Below are 19217 nucleotides of genomic sequence, written 5' to 3' on the forward strand. Positions count from 1 at the left end.
TCAGCAGTCCTCGATCGCCGCCTTCGCATATCCGGCCGACTGGTAGAGATATTGATAGGCCCAGCGCGCCGGGGTGATGCGCGGGTGGGCGACCACCACGAGAATCTCACCGCCCCAACACTTTCGGAGAATGTAGCGGGCCCGGGAGACGTGCGGGGTGAAGGTCACCACGAGCACCCGGCGCCAGCCGCCCGCGCGGGCCCGCGCCGCCAATTCGCGGCCCTCGCCCCGGGTGGTGCGCGGATCCGGATCGAAGCAGTCCACCTCGAAGCGGTAACCGCCGTGACAGACGCGGTTCAGCAGCGCGCTGTGCTCGTAGGGATTCGAGAACAGCACCCGGGGCGCGTAGCCGTCGTGGGCCAGCCGCAGCGCCAGTTCCTCGCGCCCGTCGTGCGCGCCGCCGAGGACCACGATGGCGTCGGCCGGGGCCGGGGCGTCGACGCGCGGTCGCACGTACACCGGCCACAGCGCGGCCACGGCCACGGCGAGGACGAGCACCGGCGCCGCGACCGCTCGGACGATCCGCCGCCCGGTCAGGGGATCAGTTGGGGGCGGTGAAGCACTCGGTCGCGATCTTCTGCGCCGCGGTGCGGGCCTTGTCGGCGTCCTCCTTGCTCATGCCCGCGCCCGGGTCGGCGGTGGGGGCCGTCGAGGGGGACTTGGTCATGGCGCGCAGGCCGTCCTGCGAAATACCCGCGTCCACAAAGTGTTTCGCGGCGCAGTCGGCCAGGTTGGCCTGCAGGCCGCCGGATTGCAGGGACTTGGAGACGTCGGCCTGGGTCACCTGGGGCTGGGAGTCCTTGTGGTCGGAGCCGCACGCCGCCAGCAGCGGCAGGGCGACGAATGCGGCGGCGATCAGCGAATTCCTCAACTGTTCCTCGATTCTCGCGAATAAGTCGGCAGCGGCGGCGCGGGCACCGCCGTGGTGATCCTGCCGTATCACGCGGCGCGGCAACAGACGTGGGTCACAGATCCGTCACAGATCCATGGCCGCGCGTAGGGCGGTATCGAGACGTTCCACAATCTCGGCGTCGATCTCGTCGATCCGATGGGCGAGCCAACCGCGGTAGATGCGACCCAGATTCCCGGCGTGCACCCAGCCGTGGCCGGGGATCGAGACGGCGAGGATGTCGTCGGGATCGGTGTCCTGCACCTCGGCCGCGATCAGCCAGGGGCGCGGCGACTCGTTGATGCCGTCACTCGAGATCAGGACGACGGTGCGTTGCCGCGGGGAACCGTGCGGGTTGTAGAGCCAGAGTTCACCCCTGCGCACGCAGTTCCTTCTCCGCGGCCAGCAACTCCGCCTCGTCGGCGGCCGCCAGCGCGGCCGCGTCCGGCACCGGACCACACCCTGTCCGCACGGCCTCGCGCCGCGCGGCCCGGGATATCCACGCCGAGGGCGACATTCCCGCGCGAGCGGCGGCCTGCTCGGCGTAGGACCAGGCCGCTTCGTCCAGGGAGAGAGTTACCTTACGGGTTGCCATACTTTTTATCGTACCCTCGCCCCTCCGCTTCGCTCCGGGGCGAGGGACAGGGGATGTGGTTCTGGGGCAAGGGACACGAGGCGCGGCCCCGAGTCCGGGACAAGGTGCGGCCCCGAGTCCGGGGCGAGGGACAAGAGGTGCGGCTCTTGGGCCGGGGGAAGGGACATGAGGCCCAAGGCCCTGGGAAGGGAAGAGAACACGGGATCTCGGGCGAGGGAAGTCGGGGTCATGGGGACGCGTCAAGTCTGTTGGCGGGGTGTCAATGGTTGTTAGGGTGGGCGCGCGAACGTGAGGTTGGGAGTGGAGATGTTGAATCACCATCGGGTGGGGCGTGGGGAGCCGTTGGTGTTGGTGCACGGGGTGGGGAGTCGGTGGCAGGTGTGGGAGCCGATGATCGAGGCGTTGGCGGGGCGGTTCGAGGTGGTGGCGGTGGATCTGCCGGGGTTCGGGGGGTCGGCGGCGATTCCGGGGGCGGGGGTGGACGAGCTGACCGACGCGTTGGCGGCGTTTCTGGTGGAGGCGGGGATCGAGCGGCCGCATCTGGCGGGGAATTCGATGGGCGGGCTGATCGTGCTGAATCTGGCGGCGCGCGGACTGGCCCGGAGCGTGACCGCGTATTCGCCGATCGGATTCTGGTCGACCAGCGGGCGGGTGTGGTGTCAGCAGTCGCTGGGGCGTTCGAAGGATCTCGGAGTGCGGATGCGGGGGGCGTTGCCCGCGATCATGCGGACGGCGGCGGGGCGGACGGCGTTCCTCGGGCTGGTCTTCGGCAAGCCGTGGCGGGTGGACGCGCGGGTGGCCCGCGACACCGCGACGGGCGCGCTGGATTCGCCCGGATTCGATTGCGCCCTGGCCTCTTTCACGCACGCGCGATTGCAGAACGGCGGCCGGCTCGACCGTATTCCGGTGACGATCGCGTGGGGCCACCGCGACATCCTGCTCACCTACGCCACCCAGAGCCGCCGCGCCCGCGCCTGGCTGCCGCGAGCCCGGCACCTCACCCTGCGCGGCAGCGGCCACACCCCCTTCTACGACGACCCCGCCGGATGCGCGAGGATCCTGCTGGAACAGCCGACAGAAAGTTCGCAATGAGCCACGTATCGCTGCGCTTCGACGGGGACCGCGCCCGCGTCGCCCTGGACCGCCCGGACAAGCACAACGGCCTGACCATCCCGATGCTGCGCGACCTGGTCGGCGTCGCCCGAGAGATCCGCGGCCGCAACGACATTCGCGCGGTGATCCTGTCCGGCAACGGCCCCAGCTTCTCCTCCGGCCTCGACATCGCGAAGGCCGTCGGCGATCCGCTCACGATCGTGCGCAATTTCGTCCCGCTGCCCGGCCGCGGCACCAACACCTTCCAGGAGGCGTGCTGGGCGTGGCGGCGGCTGCCGCAACCGGTCATCGCCGCGGTGCACGGGCACTGCTACGGCGGCGGCCTGCAACTGGCCCTGGCCGCCGACTTCCGCCTCGCCACGCCCGACGCCGACTTCTCGGTGATGGAGGCCAAGCACGGCCTCATCCCGGATATGACCGGGGCCGTGACACTTTCGCGCCTGATCGGCATGGACAAGGCCCTGCTGCTGACCATGACCGCCGACCCGGTCGACGCCGCCTACGCCGAGCGGATCGGACTGATCACCGAGGTCACCGCCGATCCGGTCACGGCCGCCGACGAACTCGCCACGCGCATCGCCGCCCGGCCCCCGCGCGCGATCGCCGCCGCCAAGCGGATGTTCGACCGCAGCTGGCACAGCGGCGTCCGGCGAACTCTCGGCATCGAACGCGCGACCCAGCTTCCGCTGCTGCTCGGACAGGCCCTCGGCCGCCGCTGACCTCGCGAAACAATTTCCAGCCGAAAAATTTCATTGATACCCAGATCTCCGGTGCGTGAAACCCATACGATCATGGCAAGCTGTTAGCATTCGCAGACCTTGCCAGCCAAGTCGATGATCGTGTGCGGAGTCACAGATCTTCCGGTGGGCCGCACCGCTCGGCAATGACCCGGAAGGCCCACCGACCTTGATCAAGACCGCATCCATCCTGTCCGTGCTGACGGGAGTCTCGGCCTTGCTCCTCACCGTCACCCCGCCTGCCGTCGCCAACCCCAACGCCATCAATCCGATTCCGGTCCTCAACGGCACCAGCGGCCTCCCCCAACTGGTCGGGCGCAGCCGCGCCGTCTTCCAGGTGACCGGCATGGCCAGCCCCAACCACACCGAGAACAACAATGTGCTCGGCACCGACCTGGGCATCATGTGGGACAACGGCGCGGGCCAGATGCTCACCGCCTTCGGCGACACCGCCGGTGTCGGCCTGCCGAATCTGCTCGCGGGCAGCGTCTGGGCGTGGCGCTCGAATGTGTTGCTGCGCAGCCACACCCAGGATCCGAGCAACGGCATCTACTTCGACAGCGTCGTGCGCGACGGCCTCGGCCAGGCCCGCGATCTGATCCCCAGCCCGAAGATCCCGTTCATCGAGATCAGCCGCATCCCCACCGCCGGGATCGCCGTCGACGGCGTGCAGTACATGAGCCTGATGTCGGTGCAGAGCTGGGACGAGGTCGGCCAGTGGACGACCAACTACTCCGGCCTGGCCGCCTCCGCCGACAACGGCGAGACCTGGGCGGATCTGTCGTTCACCCGTCGCCCGAACGAGGGCGGCGACGCCAACTTCCAGATGAACGCCTTCGTGAAGTCCGGCGGATACGTCTACGAGTACGGAACCCCTTCGGGCCGAAACCATTTCGCCTACGTCGCCCGCGTCCACGAGCACGACATCCAGAACCTCGACGAGTACGAGTACTGGGACGGCGGCGGCTGGCGCAAGGGCGATGTGAACGCGGCGGCCCCGATCACCGGCGGCGTCGGCGAGCTGTCGGTGATGTGGAACCAGTACCTCGGCCAGTACGTCATGCTCACCACCGACCCGTGGAATTCGGTGGTCATGCGCCGGGCGCCGTCGCCGGAGGGGCCGTGGAGTCCGCCGGAGGTGCTGATCGACACGCGCGAACTGCCCACCGCCTACGCCCCGTCGATCTTCCCGTACCAGACCGGGCGTGACCTGTACTTCCTCACCACCGTGCACAGTCAGTACAACGTCCTGCTCATGCGCACGACCCTGTAATCCCGCCCTTTACACTCGGCCACATGGATGCGGCGGAGTGGGATGCCCGGTATTCGCGCAGCGAACTGGTCTGGGGCGCACCGCCCAACGCGACCGTCGTCGAGCACGTCTACGGGCTGGAGAAGCGGGTGCGGCTGGTGCCCGACGCCCCCGGTGAGGAGCCGCCCGCCCTGCCCCGCGCGTTGGATCTGGCGTGCGGGGAGGGGCGCAACGCGCTGTGGCTGGCCACGCACGGCTGGCAGGTGCGCGCGGTGGACTTCTCCCAGGTCGCCATCGATAAGGGCCGCACGGTCGCCTCGCGCCTGTCGCGGTCGGTGCGCGCCCGCGTCGACTGGCAGTGCGCCGATGTCACCGAACCGGACGCCGCGGGCATCACCGGGCCGTTCGAGCTGATCCTCATGGTCTTCCTGCATCTGCCCGCCGACCAGCGCCGCGCGCTGCTGGCCCGGGCGGCCGAGTGGCTCTCCCCCGGCGGCACCCTGCTCGTGCTCGGGCACGACAGCCGCAATCTCACCGACGGCTTCGGGGGTCCGCAGGATCCGTCGATCCTGTTCACCCCCGACGACGTGTCCCGCGAACTGGCCGACCTCCCGGTGCGTGTTCACGTCGCCGATCGCGTGCTGCGTGCCACCGAGGGCCGCGACGCCATCGACGCGCTCGTGGTCGCCACCCGGATCGTGCCCGATCTCGACGAGCAGGCGACCGCGGGCTGAGCGGGATCACTCCCGTCCGGACCAGCGCCGCAGCCACGGCTCGACGGTCTCGGCGATCTCGTCGAATCCGGCGCGGAACGAATGTGCTTGTCCCGCGATGACTTTCACCTCGGCGGCGTCGGCCGGATCCGGAACGCCGAACGGATCGCGCGCGCCGTTGATCACCAACACCTCGATCGCCGCCGAGGCCGCCGAAAGCTCGGCGCGCCTGGACTTTTCGGGTTTCCCCGGCGGATGCAGCGGAAACGACAGCGCCACAACGCCTTTCGCACCGAGCGGCACGGCGGTCCGGCAGGCCACGCGCGCGCCGTTGCTGCGCCCGCCCTGGATCAGCGGAACACGCCGCACCTTCTTGCGCAGGGCCGCGACGATCTCGGCCCACGCCGCGTCCTGCGCGACCGCCGAGCCGGGCGCGCGCCGACCGGCGACCCGATAGGGCTGGGTCACCCGGGCCACGGCCACGCCGAGTTCGACCGCGCGATCGCGGACGACGAGCAGATCCTTCGCGTCGACGCCGCCGCCGGAGCCGTGGGTCAGCACCAGCAGCGCGCCGGCCCGCCGGGGACGGTCGAGTTCGATCTCCGCGGGGCCCGCACTCGTCTCGATGCGCACGAGCCCACGGTAGCGGGCCTGTTCTTCGCGTCACATTCGGGCGTCGACCTCTTGGACTGCCCATTACCCACCGGTAATATACAGTGTAAGTTACCCGCGAGTAGTAGGCGGTACTCCGACGACTACCCCGGTGGAGACACAAGGGCGGGAACGGGACACAGACCGACCGCACCGACTCAACGGAGAGTGAGCAACAGAGATGGGTCACTACAAGAGCAACGTCCGCGACCTGGAGTTCAACCTCTTCGAGGTGCTCGGCCTCGGTCCGATCCTCGACTCCGGCGCCTTCGGTGATCTCGACACCGACACCGTCAAGGAGATGCTCAACGAGGTTCGCCGACTGGCCGAGGGTCCGCTCGGGGAGTCCTTCGCCGACGCCGACCGCAACCCGCCGGTCTTCGATCCGAACACCCACAGCGTGACGCTGCCGGAGTCGTTCAAGAAGAGCTACCGCGCGTTGCAGGAGGGCGGCTGGGACAAGCTGGGCGTCGCCGAGGACCTGGGCGGCATCCCCTTCCCGCGGTCGGCCTACTGGGCCATCGCCGAGCTGATCCTGGGCGCGCAGCCCGCCGCGTTCATGTACGCCGCGGGCGCGGGCTTCGCGAACATCTTCTACAACAACGCCACCGAGGAGCAGAAGGGCTGGGCGAAGATCGCCGCCGAGCAGGGCTGGGGCGCCACCATGGTGCTCACCGAGCCCGACGCCGGGTCCGATGTGGGCGCGGGCCGCACCAAGGCGATCCAGCAGGAGGACGGCTCCTGGCACATCGAGGGCGTCAAGCGGTTCATCACCTCCGCCGACTCCGACGATCTGTTCCCGAACATCATGCATCTGGTGCTGGCTCGCCCCGAGGGCGCCGGGCCGGGCACCAAGGGTCTGTCGCTGTTCTTCGTGCCGAAGTTCCACTTCGACCACGAGACCGGTGAGCTGGGCGAGCGCAACGGCGTGTTCGTCACCAACGTCGAGCACAAGATGGGCCTGAAGGTCTCGGCCACCTGTGAGGTCACCTTCGGCGGCCACGGCGTTCCGGCCAAGGGCTGGCTCGTCGGCGAGGTGCACAACGGCATCGCGCAGATGTTCGAGGTCATCGAGCACGCGCGAATGATGGTGGGCACCAAGGCCATTTCGACGCTGTCGACCGGCTACCTGAACGCGCTGGACTACGCCAAGCAGCGCGTGCAGGGCGCGGACCTGACCAAGATGACCGACAAGACGGCCCCGCGCGTCACCATCACCCACCACCCCGACGTCCGCCGCAGCCTGGCGACCCAGAAGGCGTACGCCGAGGGTCTGCGGGCGATCTACCTGTACACGGCCGCCCATCAGGATCCCGTTGTGGCCGAGCGGGTTTCGGGTGCGGACGCGGATCTGGCGGCGCGGGTGAACGATCTGCTGCTGCCGATCGTGAAGGGCGTGGGTTCGGAGCGGGCCTACCAGTACCTGACCGAGTCGTTGCAGACCCTGGGCGGGTCGGGATTCCTGCAGGATTACCCGATCGAGCAGTACATCCGGGATTCGAAGATCGACTCGCTGTACGAGGGCACGACCGCGATCCAGGCGCAGGACTTCTTCTTCCGCAAGATCGCTCGCGATCGTGGTGTGGCGTTGGGTCATGTGGCGGGGCAGATCCAGACGTTCATCGACTCCGAGGCGGGCAACGGCCGGTTGAAGGGGGAGCGCAAGCTGCTGGCGACCGCGCTCGAGGATGTGCAGGCGATGGCGGCGACGCTGACCGGGCATCTGATGGGCGCGCAGGAGAATCCGGCCGAGTTGTACAAGGTCGGTCTGGGCTCGGTGCGGTTCCTGCTGGCCGTGGGTGATCTGCTGATCGGCTGGCAGCTGCTGCGGCAGGCCGAGGTCGCCCTGGCCGCGCTGGACGGCGGCTCGACCGAGCCGTTCTATCAGGGCAAGGTCGCCACCGCGCAGTTCTTCGCCCGCAACGTGCTGCCGGAGCTGACCGCCGTGCGGACCGTGCTGTCGAACCTGGACAACGACATCATGGAGCTGGACGAAGCGGCCTTCTGATCCGAGGGTTCCACTCAGGCCCCGTCACCCCGCGGTGACGGGGCCTGACCCGTTTTCCGGAGCCTCCACGATGACGACGGTGTTGCCGCCCGCGTTCTTGGCCCGATACATCGCGACATCCGAGGCGCGCAGCAGGCGGCGGCCGGTCTCCTCGGCGTCCTCGGCGGCCCCGGGCTCGCCGAGTGCGACGCCCACGCTGGCGGTGAGGCGAATGGGAAGATCCCGGATCGAGGCGATGGATCTCCGCAGCCGTTCGGCGATCTCGGTGACGTCCTCGGCGGGTCGCAGCGCGCCGACCACCACGAACTCCTCGCCGCCGTTGCGGGCCACGACCGCGTCCGGGGCGGCCGCGATCCGCAGCCGTTCGGCGGTCTCGACGAGGGCGTCGTCGCCGGAGGAATGGCCGAAGGTGTCGTTGACGGATTTGAACCGGTCCAGGTCGAGGGTGATCACATAGGCCCGGCGACCCACCCGGGCGGCGTGCGAGTCGACGTAGCGGGACAGGTAGTAGTCGAGCCCCCGCCGGTTCAGCAGCATGGTCAGCGGATCCGACAGCGCGTCGCGGCGCAGCAGCCAGGTGCAGAAGTGCAACTGCGGCAACGCGATCAGCATCGCCGCCGCGATGATCAGCACGATCGACCCGGCCAGGGCGTAGTCCCCGCCGAACTCCTGATCGCCCAGCACCAGCCGCGCGGACAGCGCCACCACCACGAGCAGCGACCAGCCGACGTGCAGCGCGAGCAGCCGCGGCCCGTGGAAGATCGTCACGTATCCGCCGATCACCACCGACAGCACCGTCGCGACCGCGCCGAAGAGCCGGTTCTGCTGGGCCAGGCAATTGCCGAGCACGGCGAGATCGGCCAGGCTCACCCAGATCAGCGATTCGGTCCGGCTCGGCCAGGGCAACAGCCACCACCGCAGCGCCCACGCCGCCGACAACACCGCCACCAGCGTGCTGACGGTCAGTCCGGCGACACCCCGGGGACCGGCCGCGGACAGCGCGCTGAGCACGGTGATGGCCAGCAGCAGCGCGCCGCCGGAACCGACCATCCAGCGCATCGGCCGCAGCGCGTGGTGGGATGCGAAAGTGTCCACCAGCCAGCGATAATCGACCCGATCTCGCCACCACGCACGCACCATGGAACGGCTGCCGCTCATCGGTACCGCCTTGTATCGGAGGACAAGGGGTTTACTGACCCGAGCGTGCCACATACCCTCGGCGTGACTCACGGAAGGGACCGCAGAGAATGAAAAGATCGCTGTCCGCGCTTGCCGGAGCCTGCGCCGCTGCCGCCGTCCTGGCGGTGGCGGCAGCGCCCGCGGGTGCGGATCCCAACAACATCAACCCGTTCCCGGTGCTCAACGGCACCAACGGGTTGCCCACCCTGCCCGGGCCGACGCAGGCCGTCTTCCAGCTCACCGGCATGGCCAGCCCGAACCACACCGACGGCAACAACGTCCTCGGCACGGATCTGGGCATCATGTGGGACGACGGCCACGGCCAGATGCTCAGCGCCTACGGCGACACCGCCGGGATCGGCGCGCCGAATCTGCTCGCGGGCAGCCTGTGGGCGTGGCGGTCGAACGTACTGTATCGCAGCCCCGCCGGGATCTCCCCCGCCGACGGCATCCGCTACACCAGCTTCGTCGACAATCCGCTGCCCAGCCCGAAGATCCCGGGCATCGAGATCAGCTTCATCCCGACCGCGGGCGTATCCGTCGGCGGGGTGCAGTACATGAGCATGATGTCGGTGCGCGAGTGGGGCGCGGACGGCAAGTGGGAGACCAACTTCTCCACGCTGGCGGTCTCCGGCGACGACGGCCAGACCTGGGCGCAGCTGCCGACCACGCGCCGCTCCAACGACGACGGCTTCGACAAGTTCCAGCAGGCCGCCTTCACCAAGGCCGACGGCTACGTCTACCGCTACGGCACGGCCGCGGGCCGCGACAATCTCGGCTTCATCGCGCGCGTCAAGGAACCCGACATCGCCAACTGGGACGCCTACGAGTTCTGGGACGGCCACGGCTGGAAGCCCAAGGACGCCAACGCGGCCCAGCCCATCGTCGGCGGCGTCGGCGAGCTGTCGGTCGGCTGGAACGACCACCTCGGCCGCTACGTCATGCTGACCACCGACCCGGCCAACTCCGTCGTCATGCGCACCGCGCCCGCCCCCGAGGGCCCGTGGACCGACCCGCAGGTCCTGATCGACGCCCGCGACCTGCCCAGCGCCTACGCGCCGATGATCTACCCGTATCAGACGGGCCGTGACCTGTACTTCGCGCTGGGTATCCACAACCAGTACAACGTGGTGCTCATGCGGACGCCGCTGTAGCGGGACGGAAAGGCCCCGTGCGACGGAAAAGGCCCCGTGCGGTTGCCGGGTCGGGGGTCTGGCAACTGCACGGAGCCGATCTGTTTATCGGTGGCCCGCTCGGGGCGTTACACGTGTTCGCGAGAGAATCGACCACGGGCACTGCGACCTGAGAGCTCGGACCCGCCGGAGCTCGGACGACTCGAGGAGATGAGTATGCAGCTGGGAATGATCGGGCTCGGCCGGATGGGCGCCAACATCGTGCGCCGCATCGTCCGCGACGGCCACACCGCGGTCGGCTATTCGCGGCACGAGGACCAGATCAAGGAGTTCAGCGCCGAACTGGGCGAGAACTTCTCGGGCGCCACCGACTACCCCGCGTTCGTCGCGCTGCTCGAGAAGCCCCGCGTGGTGTGGGTGATGATCCCCGCGGGCGCCACCGGCGCCGTCATCGACCAGGTCGCCGACCTGCTCGAACCCGGCGACATCATCATCGACGGCGGCAACAGCCGCTACCACGAGGACATCAAGCGCGCGGAAGCCTTGCGCCCCAAGGGCATCCACTACCTCGACATCGGCACCTCCGGCGGCGTCTGGGGCCTCGAGCGCGGCTACTGCCTGATGATCGGCGGCGAGGCCGAACAGGTCGCCCACCTCGAACCCCTCCTGAAGTCCATCGCCCCCGGCGTCGAGGCGGCCGAACGCACCCCCGGCCGCACCGGCGACCCCTCCCCCGCCGAACAGGGCTGGCTGCACTGCGGCCCCGCCGGCGCGGGCCACTTCGTCAAGATGGTCCACAACGGCATCGAATACGGCGCCATGGCCGCCTACGCCGAGGGCATGAACATCCTCGCCAAGGCCAATATCGGCAAGATCCTCACCGAGGAGCACTCGGCGGAGGAAACCCCCATGGAGAACCCCGAGCACTACCGCTACGACATCAATGTCCCCGAGGTGACCGAGGTTTGGCGCCGAGGCTCGGTCGTGGCCTCCTGGCTGCTGGACCTCACGGCCGCGGCCCTGTACGCCGACCCGGAACTGTCCTCGTTCGGCGGCCGCGTCTCCGACTCCGGCGAGGGCCGCTGGACCATCCACGCCGCCATCGACGAGGGCGTCCCCGCCCCCGTCCTCTCCGCCGCTCTGTACCAACGGTTCTCGTCGCGTGGCGAGGCGCTGTACGCGGACAAGGTGCTCTCGGCCATGCGCAAGGCGTTCGGCGGGCACAACGAGTTGCCGGGGAAGTGATTCGGCAGCCTCGCGCGGCCCTTTCGAGGGCCGCGCGAGGCTCCGCTCATTCGATCATCGATATCTCGACAAGCCTGTACGAAAATTCGCCGACCGTCGCCCACCCGCCGACCGGCTCGGCACCCCACCATTCCCGACCCTCCGGGTCGACCCATCGCACATCGTCCGGATCCGGTGGGCCACCGGCCATTTGGACGTCGAGCAGATTCGACGCCTGCTTGATCGCGAATCCTGACACCCGATCCTCGACGCCGGAATGCAGCGCGCCACTGATCGGGGAAATCTCGGGCTGAGCACGAAAGCCGAAGCGGCCCAACGAAGTTGAACCCTCGCCATAGGCGCTCGGCCTGTTCGAGTAATGCACGCAGATGCCCAATTCGGTATCAACCCAACACGAATCAATCCCGTGCAGCGCGGACGGCTGAGCCGCCAGCCACACCAGATTCTCTGCCACAGCGATCGCCCATCGGCGGTGTGCATCACCGACCAATTCGGTATAGGAGGGGTTCGGTGGACGCGGACCTACGGCAGCGGAGGGGAGCGAAGGAACCGAGCCTTCACTCGTCCCGCCGACATAGTGCTTGAAGTGCTGTGTCTCACTCATTCGGCCTGCACACGACGACCCGTTTCCGAGAACCCGCCATACTGACACAGTAGGTGCTGGTAGCGAGCCGCCTCCATGCAACTCGACCGATTTCAGGCAAAGGACACAACCACGTCCCATCGCACGATCATCTCGGAACAACCGCCACCTTCAAGGTCCGTGTGGCGTGGACCTGGAGGCGACAGTGGAACTTAACACCACGTTAAATGCCCGGGGGAGAACATGATCGGGAAAGGCATGGGCTGAATGCTCGTACGGCCCGTTGATCCACGAGATACGAGCTGGGAGACTGAAAATCCCATGTTTCGCGTCTACCTGTGGGATACCGCCGCGCTGTGCTCACACGAATACGAGATCATCGGGGCGGACGTGGCGGAGGTGTTGGATTGGGCCGAGGCGCATACGGCGGAAGGGTGGGCCAACACGGTGTACGTCGTGGTGAAGGATGGCGGGCGCGGTCCTGTTCGGGGCTTCGTGGCCACTCATGAGTTCGATGCCCCAATCGAAGCGATCACCTCGTCGCGAATACCCGCCATCGTATCGCGGTCGGGCGCTTCGACATTCAGTCGCAGGAGTGGCTCGGTGTTGGAGGGACGGAGATTGAACCAGGCGTTACCGTCGAGGCGCACGGTGAGGCCCTCGAGGCGATCGATTTCGGCGCCGTCGTACTTCGCCTCGATTGCGGCGAGAGTGCTTGGCACATCGTGGACCTGGAAGCTGATCTCGCCGGAGGCGGCGTAGCGGGTGTACTCGCTGACGAGGGTGGACAGCGGTTTGTCGGTGGTGCCGAGGGCGGCCAGGATGTGCAGGGCGGCGAGCATGCCGGTGTCGGCGCGCCAGAAGTCGCGGAAGTAGTAGTGGCCGGAGTGTTCGCCGCCGAACACCGCGTCTCGTTCGGCCATGAGGGCTTTCACGAAGGTGTGGCCGACGCGGGCGCGGACCGGGACGCCGCCGTGTTCGGTGATGATCTCCGGGACCGCGCGGGAGGTGATCGCGTTGTAGACGATCGCGGATCCGGGGGTTTTGGCCAGTTCACGGGTAGCGATCAGCGCGACGATGGCCGAGGGCGGGACCGGGGCGCCGGTTTCGTCGACGACGAAGCAGCGGTCGGCGTCACCGTCGAAGGCCAGGCCGATATCGGCGCCGACTTCGCGGACCTTGTTCTGGAGGTCGACAAGATTCGCCGAAACCAGGGGATTCGCTTCGTGATTGGGGAATGTGCCGTCCAATTCGAAGTACATGGGCACGATTTCGACGGGCAGCCCCCGGAACACGATCGGCACCATGTGCCCGGCCATTCCATTGGCCGCGTCCACCGCGACTTTCAACGGTCGAATCCCGTTGAGATCCACCAGCTTTCGCAGGTACTCGGCGTAATCGGAGGTGAGGTCGCGGTGTGCGACCGTGCCGGGCGCACCCGTGTGGACGGGAATGCCGTCCTCGAGCATGGCGCGAATCTCGGCGAGCCCGCTGTCCTGGCCGACTGGAGTAGCACCGGGACGACACAACTTGATGCCGTTGTAGCGCGCGGGATTATGGCTCGCGGTAATCATGGCCCCCGCGATATCGAGCCGTCCGGCCGCGAAGTACACCAGATCGGTACTCCCGAGACCGACGTGCACAACATCCTGCCCCTGGCTGATCACGCCTTCGGCGAACGCCTCCGCGAAAGGTTCCGACGACGGCCGCATATCGTGCACAACCGCGACCGAGGTACCCACGAGACGCGCGAACGCCGCCCCTACCTCCCGCACGATATCCGCATCGATCTCCTCACCGACGACTCCCCGAACGTCATACGCCTTGACCAGCTTGGACAGATCCCGCATACGCTGGTGTCCCTTCGTCGGACCGGTGCCTTCGTCGAGCATAAGCCGCGCAGGATTCCAACCTCGGTAAGCGGACTCGGCGTCCGAACGGCGTCGGCCAATCCGGCGAGTAGCCGGTGGAGTTCTCCTCGAGCGTGAAGTCGGCTCAGGTGTACAGCAGTTGCCGAACATCCTGGAGGCGGCGCTCGACGCGATCGGAGCCGATGTCACCGGCGATCAGCGCGAGTGTGTCTGCGGCGGCGTCGAATTGGCCGGACTTGGCGAATGCCTCGGCCAGCCATGTTCGGTAGAGCGCTACCTCGCGTTGGTGCTCGGCGGGATAGGCGTCGATCGCGCGGGTCAGGAGGGGTTGGGCCGTGGAGCCGTCGCCGAGTTCGACGAAACAACGTGCTGCCATGATGTCGATTTCGTCGCGATTCAGCCAGTAGACCCAATCCGGTTCGGGGACTTCGGCTTTCCTGTCGTCGTAGGCGTCGTCGACCGTGTCGAGGGCTCGGCGGGCGCTGTCGGTATCGCGGGCACGAGCGCTGGCCCAGGCGACACGCTCCCACAGGAGAGCTCGGGTGACCGGCGTGGCATCGCGGGCTCCGGCGACCGCCGAGCGAGCGAGCAGGAGAGCGTCGGCCGCATCGCCCGTATTGGCCTGCTGATAGGCGAGAGTCGAGAGCAACTGGGCGGCCAAGGCCCGATTGCCCGCCGCGGCCGATGCGCGATGCCCATCCAAATAGATACGTCGCGCCTCGGCGAAGTGCCCGGCGTCGGACGCCACCCATCCCCCGAGCTGGGACAGTTCGCCGACGACAGTGAGCAGACGCCGTTCGATCCGCGCGCTGTAGCTCCCGTCACGGACCACGCTCTCGACATCGCGCAATTCCTTGGAGACGACCGGAAACAGATCGCGTCCCCCAATCGAATCATCCAGCCGCCGAATGTCTTTGACGCGCTGCTCGAGCTCCCCGGCGAGGCTCTCGCCCACCCTGTGCCCAGCTCTGCTGTGCACGACCGCCGGAGTCTCGTTCACGAGCCACTCATGAGCGACCCGCAGAGGATCGTCCGGCGCTGACGTGAGCGTCTGCACACTGACGCCGAGCGCCCGTGAATACGCGCTCACGTGCTCCGGCCGAATCTGCCGCTGCCCGGTTTCCAGCAGCCCGAGAAGCGCTTTCGAGTAGTGCGTGCGCGCTGCCAGCGCGGAAAGGCTGAGCCCTACCGATTCTCGCGCGGCACGAAGACGACTGCCGGTGACAGGATCCACCCTTCGAGTTTAAGCCCGCTGTCGACGCGTGTAGACCCCGAAAGCCTGCATTCCGCCGCGGATAGCGGCCACTCTTGCGGGGCAGCGTTGTCTCAGCAGAGGGGAAGACATGCGGCGGTACTTGGTTCGGGTTCATTGTTGCGGTTCGCGCTGGCTCGTTCATGTGCCGACGCACGAAATCTGGACGCTGGTGGATGACAAGAAGGAGATCAAACGAGTTGCCGCGGCCATGATTTCCGGATCGTCCGGATTATCGGGCGAGACTTTCGCCATGGATCTCGAAGAAGGCCGCGTCCTCGCGAGTCCGGACGAATTCGTACTCGCCTTCATCTTCGCTCAGCACTGGAACGGAGTCAGCGCTGCCTCCCATGAAATGCCCCGCCGAGAAAAGGATGCGTGATATGCCAGCATTAGGATCGACACTCGCCCGCCGCGCGCTCGGACGGCAGCTCAACGCCTTTCGGAAGAAGGCGGAGATCAGTCAGGCGCAAGCGGCGAAATTCCTGGGGATTTCGCCACAGACCATGGGCCGAATGGAAGATGGCGTATCCATGCGGTCGGCTACCGATCTTCACGTCAACGAGTTGTGCAATCGCTACGGCGTGGGGGACGACAAGCGACGGCTGGTCTTGGCTCTGGCTCGGGAGGCTCGAATCGTGGCAAAGCACGGGGGTGGTTGGTGGCGGGCGGATGCGGACCAGGGTGATGGTTTCGATCATTATCCGGTCCTGCTGAATTCCGCTCAGCGGATGACGGCCTGGCGGGTTGTCTTGTTGCCGGAGATCGTGCAGACGAGGGACTACCAGCGTGCGGTCGCGTGGGCGAAGTACCCGAGTCTGCCCTCCGACGAGATCGACAAACACATCGAGTCGTCCGCGAAACGGCAACGGCCGCTGGACGACTCGGCATTCACCGTCGAGATTCTGTTGTCGGAGGCGGCGATACGCGAGGAGTGGGGCGGACCGGCCGTCATGGCAGAGCAGCGTCGGCACCTTGCCGATATCGGGCGGCGGTCCAATGTGTCGATTCGCGTGGTTCCGTTCCAGGCTCGCAGCCATATCGGAGCGCTGGCAGGTTCGTTCTCGCTCCTGGAGTTTCCGGTCTTGCCGCACTCGAAGCTCGTCGAGCCGCCGGTTGTCCATGTCGAGGAGTACACCGGTGACCTCTATCTGGAGCGAGCGGAGGAAATCTCTCGCTACCGAGACGCGATCGCTGAGTTGCGGCGCGTGGCGCTGAGCGAGAGCGATTCCAGCGCACTGATTCTGGGGATATGAGTCCGGGGCGGTGGAATACCACCGCCCCGGCTCGTCAATCGACACTCACTCGAACGACCGATCCAGCCAATCGATCGTCTGCATACCGAAAAGATCCGTCCCCCAACCGTAAAGATTGGTGATCATCCGAATCATGCTGCAATCCGTAGGCTGGTAACTGACATCCACTCCCTGCGACCGATATGTCTCAGCCAGCTCCCGCGAATCCCGAGCCGGAACCAAAGACATGAACGAATCATCCGCCGCACACGAGGCGATGAGGACCTTCGCCTTCGGCGTCCCCGCCTTGCCCAGTTCGTTATCATCGAACACCGCCTGGAAGTCGGGCTCGTCGGCGGGATTACGGTTCGTGTTGAACAACGTATTCAGCGGCAAAAACGGAAGACCGAAGTACGCCGGAGTCTGGCATTGCGTCCGGAAGAAGTTGGCGATGCCCTGCCCGGCGGGGGTCAGCTTCGAATCCAGCTTCATCTCCGGATACCAGGGATCGAGCCCCAGCAGCGTCGCGAAGGCGAAGCCCGAGCCGACCGAGCCGTTCGCCACGCGCATGAAGTTGCGCTGGTTGACGACCATGCCCTCCAGGACCGCCGACTTCACATTCAGCTCCGGCGCGTACTCGGGCTGCAATTCCGCCGAAAAGCCCGCTCCCACACCGCCTCCCGCGATGCCGAACAGAGCCACGGGGGCGTTCGGATCCAGGCCCGCTTCGCCATAGCCCAAAGCCGCGCGCACGCCGTCCAATTGAGCGTGCCCGGCGAACTTCCCCGCGAACACTCCGTGCGGCCGCCGATCGGCGTCGTTGCCGACATCGGAGATCATGACCGCGTACCCCTTGCCGAACATCAACGCCAACGGCCCCAGCGCAGACCACGACGCCCCGTCGAGCGGATCACCGCCCGTCCATTGGGTGCTCGGGTGGCAACCCCACCCCACGCTGTCGTTGGCCTCCTGATACGAGGCCACCCGCCGCTCCGAATTCGGCCGTCCGTCACGCGGAATCATGAGGATGCCCGTGCTGACGACCGGGGTGACGCCATCGACGCCCGTGGTCACGTACATCAGTTTGTACGCGTCCAGATTCGCGGGCTTCACGCCGGTGAACAGGACGTCCACCCGCTTCGCCTTCAACAGCGTGCCGGGCTTCTCGTCGCCGGTCAGCGGGGGCTCCTGATAGAACGGGTCGTCCGCGCGCAGGGCCTCGAACGCCTCCTGGGGTGAGGCCAGGGTCGCGCCGCGCAGCGTGCCCACGACGTAGCCGTTGAACACCTCGTCCAGGCCGGGGGTGCGGCTGGGCGTATCCGATTGCGCGCCAGCGGTTCCCGCGACGCCGAGCGCCAACGCCACGACCACCACGACCAGAGTCCGTACCCGCATGTCAGTCCCCTTGCCCCGCGGGCTCCACCCGCAACTCGTTCGCCGCCGACAGCAGCAACTGCGGAATGTTCAACAACGGCCGATGCGATTCCAGCTGCACCTCGTACGGCGTCCGCAGCGTGGCTTCCAATGCGGGCCAATTGTTCTCGACCTGCCACTTGTACTTGGGCAACAGTTCGCCGGTGATGTAGTCCCAGCGATCGTCGAGCACCGACCAGTTCCAGCTCGGCAGCGGCAGAACCAGGCGCAGCGGTTCGCCGTTCGCGCCGGTGAAAGGCACTCGGACGGGCCGGAATTCGCGCGGCGGGATGACGCCCGCCACCGACGGCGATCCGGCCGCGCCGCTGAGGTAGGTGATGGCCTCGCCGACGCTGCCCTTGTAGGCGCGGGTCTGATCCCACTGCCCGCCGATGGCCCAATCCTGTTCGCGGCGCAGCAGGGTGGCGTTGCCCGTCGCCACGCGGTTCTCGTCGCCGGAGGCGATATCGCGCCACGCGCCCATGATGTCGTCGCCGAACAGGCCCGCCGCCTCGAATTCGCTCAGCGCGGGCAGGCCGCCGGTCACGTAGGCGTCGTGCATGGGCATCAGATCGGAGAAGATGTTCTTCTGCATCACCAGGATCATCCCCAGGATCCAGCGCAGATCCTCGGGCGTGATCCGGGTTCCGGCGTCGGCCAGCGCCCGCAACCCCGCCGGCAGCAGCGCGAGCGCCTGCGGGCCCGCGGTCTGCACGACCGTGTTCACGACGGTGCGGGCCGCGTCCGCGATTCCGGGCAGGTCGTAGATATCGCTCATCAATTCGAAATCGATGAGCCCGCCGCCGAAATCGGCCCCGACCTGACCGCCCATTCCGGCCCACTGCAATTCGCGATGGGCCAGTTGCAGGTCCTCGTAGTAGCGGTAGGAGCGAATCAGGTTCTCGCGGTTGGCCTGCACGCCCGCGCGCGGATTCCAGGAGGCCAGATCGATCCCGGCCTTGGTGGTCGCGTCGACCAGCCAGTACTGGTACAGCAGCGCGGCGTATCGGGTCGGCGGCACGCCCCGCGAGCGCGCCTCGTCCAGCAGACCCGCGAGTTCGCCCTCGTCATAGGGCAATTCGGGGTTGACCCCGCCCGGCCCCTGAGCCGCGTCGCGGTTGACCAGCGGCAGGTCCAGATAGTGGTCGAGGTCGTCGGCCGCGACCGCGGTGCCCGCGGTCCCGAGTCCGAGCGTCAGCACTGCCGCGAGAGTCAATCCCGCGCCACGCACGAGCGCGCCGATGCGCATGGTGTTCAGCCTTCCGAGTTGGGATTACCGAGCGAACGAGTCAGACACGCCGATCAGCCGTCGAATAGCCGATTTCCGCCCAGACGATAATTCACGATC

General features: G+C 67.4%; 20 protein-coding genes. 9 read left to right on the forward strand and 11 right to left on the reverse strand.

Annotation, left to right across the window (positions count from 1 at the left end; translation table 11 throughout):
• The 4 genes from ACFYTQ_RS07740 to ACFYTQ_RS07755 all read right to left on the reverse strand — a co-directional run bounded on the left by ACFYTQ_RS07740 (window position 1) and on the right by ACFYTQ_RS07755 (window position 1484).
• The gene (locus ACFYTQ_RS07740) at window positions 1–498 is read right to left on the reverse strand and encodes a YdcF family protein (RefSeq protein WP_387358030.1); all 498 of its coding nucleotides are present in this window, start codon (window positions 496–498) and stop codon (window positions 1–3) included.
• A 43-nt stretch (window positions 499–541) separates the two neighbouring features.
• Window positions 542–871 (reverse strand): hypothetical protein, encoded by a 330-nt coding sequence (locus ACFYTQ_RS07745; RefSeq protein ID WP_387358032.1) that lies wholly within the window; start codon window positions 869–871, stop codon window positions 542–544.
• A gap of 105 nt (window positions 872–976) precedes the next feature.
• On the reverse strand, window positions 977–1273 hold the full coding sequence (locus tag ACFYTQ_RS07750; RefSeq protein ID WP_387358034.1) for a hypothetical protein: 297 nt from the start codon (window positions 1271–1273) through the stop codon (window positions 977–979).
• Window positions 1260–1484: a hypothetical protein gene (locus ACFYTQ_RS07755; RefSeq protein WP_387358036.1), complete on the reverse strand. Its 225-nt coding sequence runs from the start codon at window positions 1482–1484 to the stop codon at window positions 1260–1262. The genes ACFYTQ_RS07750 and ACFYTQ_RS07755 overlap by 14 nt, the downstream gene beginning before the upstream one ends.
• 306 nt (window positions 1485–1790) lie before the next feature.
• On the opposite strand from ACFYTQ_RS07755, the gene ACFYTQ_RS07760 reads away from it, so the two are divergent.
• From ACFYTQ_RS07760 to ACFYTQ_RS07775, 4 genes are all read left to right on the forward strand, one after another.
• Window positions 1791–2576, forward strand: a complete 786-nt coding sequence (locus ACFYTQ_RS07760) for an alpha/beta fold hydrolase (RefSeq protein ID WP_387358038.1) — start codon at window positions 1791–1793, stop codon at window positions 2574–2576.
• Window positions 2573–3316 carry a crotonase/enoyl-CoA hydratase family protein gene (locus tag ACFYTQ_RS07765; RefSeq protein WP_387358041.1) on the forward strand — a complete coding sequence of 248 codons (744 nt, stop codon included), beginning with the start codon at window positions 2573–2575 and terminating at the stop codon, window positions 3314–3316. Before ACFYTQ_RS07760 ends, ACFYTQ_RS07765 begins: the two co-directional genes overlap by 4 nt.
• Window positions 3317–3503: 187 nt before the next feature.
• The gene (locus ACFYTQ_RS07770; protein ID WP_387358043.1) at window positions 3504–4607 is read left to right on the forward strand and encodes a DUF4185 domain-containing protein; all 1104 of its coding nucleotides are present in this window, start codon (window positions 3504–3506) and stop codon (window positions 4605–4607) included.
• A gap of 23 nt (window positions 4608–4630) precedes the next feature.
• Window positions 4631–5320: a class I SAM-dependent methyltransferase gene (locus tag ACFYTQ_RS07775; RefSeq protein WP_387358045.1), complete on the forward strand. Its 690-nt coding sequence runs from the start codon at window positions 4631–4633 to the stop codon at window positions 5318–5320.
• Between the two features lie 6 nt (window positions 5321–5326).
• Here the strand turns inward: ACFYTQ_RS07775 and ACFYTQ_RS07780 are convergent, their stop codons facing one another.
• Window positions 5327–5932: an alpha/beta family hydrolase gene (locus ACFYTQ_RS07780; RefSeq protein ID WP_387358047.1), complete on the reverse strand. Its 606-nt coding sequence runs from the start codon at window positions 5930–5932 to the stop codon at window positions 5327–5329.
• Between the two features lie 199 nt (window positions 5933–6131).
• Here ACFYTQ_RS07780 and ACFYTQ_RS07785 point away from each other — a divergent pair, with 199 nt between their 5' ends.
• The gene (locus tag ACFYTQ_RS07785; RefSeq protein WP_387358049.1) at window positions 6132–7958 is read left to right on the forward strand and encodes an acyl-CoA dehydrogenase; all 1827 of its coding nucleotides are present in this window, start codon (window positions 6132–6134) and stop codon (window positions 7956–7958) included.
• A gap of 24 nt (window positions 7959–7982) precedes the next feature.
• Here the strand turns inward: ACFYTQ_RS07785 and ACFYTQ_RS07790 are convergent, their stop codons facing one another.
• A complete protein-coding gene (locus ACFYTQ_RS07790) occupies window positions 7983–9116 on the reverse strand; it encodes a diguanylate cyclase (protein WP_387358051.1) in 1134 nt (377 codons plus the stop codon).
• Between the two features lie 89 nt (window positions 9117–9205).
• On the opposite strand from ACFYTQ_RS07790, the gene ACFYTQ_RS07795 reads away from it, so the two are divergent.
• Together ACFYTQ_RS07795 and gnd are read left to right on the forward strand one after the other, a co-directional pair.
• Window positions 9206–10291 (forward strand): DUF4185 domain-containing protein, encoded by a 1086-nt coding sequence (locus ACFYTQ_RS07795; RefSeq protein ID WP_387358053.1) that lies wholly within the window; start codon window positions 9206–9208, stop codon window positions 10289–10291.
• A gap of 195 nt (window positions 10292–10486) precedes the next feature.
• Window positions 10487–11515 (forward strand): phosphogluconate dehydrogenase (NAD(+)-dependent, decarboxylating), encoded by a 1029-nt coding sequence (gene gnd / locus ACFYTQ_RS07800; RefSeq protein WP_387358055.1) that lies wholly within the window; start codon window positions 10487–10489, stop codon window positions 11513–11515.
• A gap of 46 nt (window positions 11516–11561) precedes the next feature.
• On the opposite strand, the gene ACFYTQ_RS07805 is transcribed toward gnd, so the two are convergent.
• From ACFYTQ_RS07805 to ACFYTQ_RS07815, 3 genes are all read right to left on the reverse strand, one after another.
• Window positions 11562–12119: a hypothetical protein gene (locus ACFYTQ_RS07805; RefSeq protein WP_387358056.1), complete on the reverse strand. Its 558-nt coding sequence runs from the start codon at window positions 12117–12119 to the stop codon at window positions 11562–11564.
• 482 nt (window positions 12120–12601) lie between these two features.
• Window positions 12602–13948, reverse strand: a complete 1347-nt coding sequence (locus ACFYTQ_RS07810) for a phosphomannomutase/phosphoglucomutase (RefSeq protein WP_387358058.1) — start codon at window positions 13946–13948, stop codon at window positions 12602–12604.
• Between the two features lie 145 nt (window positions 13949–14093).
• Entirely contained in the window at window positions 14094–15203 is a 1110-nt protein-coding gene (locus tag ACFYTQ_RS07815; RefSeq protein ID WP_387358060.1) for a helix-turn-helix domain-containing protein, read from the reverse strand.
• A gap of 163 nt (window positions 15204–15366) precedes the next feature.
• Between ACFYTQ_RS07815 and ACFYTQ_RS07820 the strand changes: the two genes are divergently transcribed.
• Together ACFYTQ_RS07820 and ACFYTQ_RS07825 are read left to right on the forward strand one after the other, a co-directional pair.
• Window positions 15367–15603, forward strand: coding sequence for a hypothetical protein (locus ACFYTQ_RS07820; RefSeq protein WP_387358062.1), 237 nt, complete (start codon window positions 15367–15369; stop codon window positions 15601–15603).
• 1 nt (window position 15604) lies between these two features.
• A complete protein-coding gene (locus ACFYTQ_RS07825) occupies window positions 15605–16477 on the forward strand; it encodes a Scr1 family TA system antitoxin-like transcriptional regulator (protein WP_387358064.1) in 873 nt (290 codons plus the stop codon).
• Window positions 16478–16522: 45 nt separating this feature from the next.
• Here the strand turns inward: ACFYTQ_RS07825 and ACFYTQ_RS07830 are convergent, their stop codons facing one another.
• Both ACFYTQ_RS07830 and ACFYTQ_RS07835 read right to left on the reverse strand, forming a co-directional pair.
• On the reverse strand, window positions 16523–17851 hold the full coding sequence (locus ACFYTQ_RS07830; RefSeq protein WP_387358066.1) for a lipase family protein: 1329 nt from the start codon (window positions 17849–17851) through the stop codon (window positions 16523–16525).
• A gap of 1 nt (window position 17852) precedes the next feature.
• A complete protein-coding gene (locus ACFYTQ_RS07835) occupies window positions 17853–19118 on the reverse strand; it encodes a hypothetical protein (protein ID WP_387358068.1) in 1266 nt (421 codons plus the stop codon).
• Between the last annotated feature and the right edge of the window lie 99 nt (window positions 19119–19217).

Origin of the sequence: Nocardia sp. NPDC004068, assembly GCF_042874315.1 — a bacterium.
Lineage (GTDB): Bacteria > Actinomycetota > Actinomycetes > Mycobacteriales > Mycobacteriaceae > Nocardia.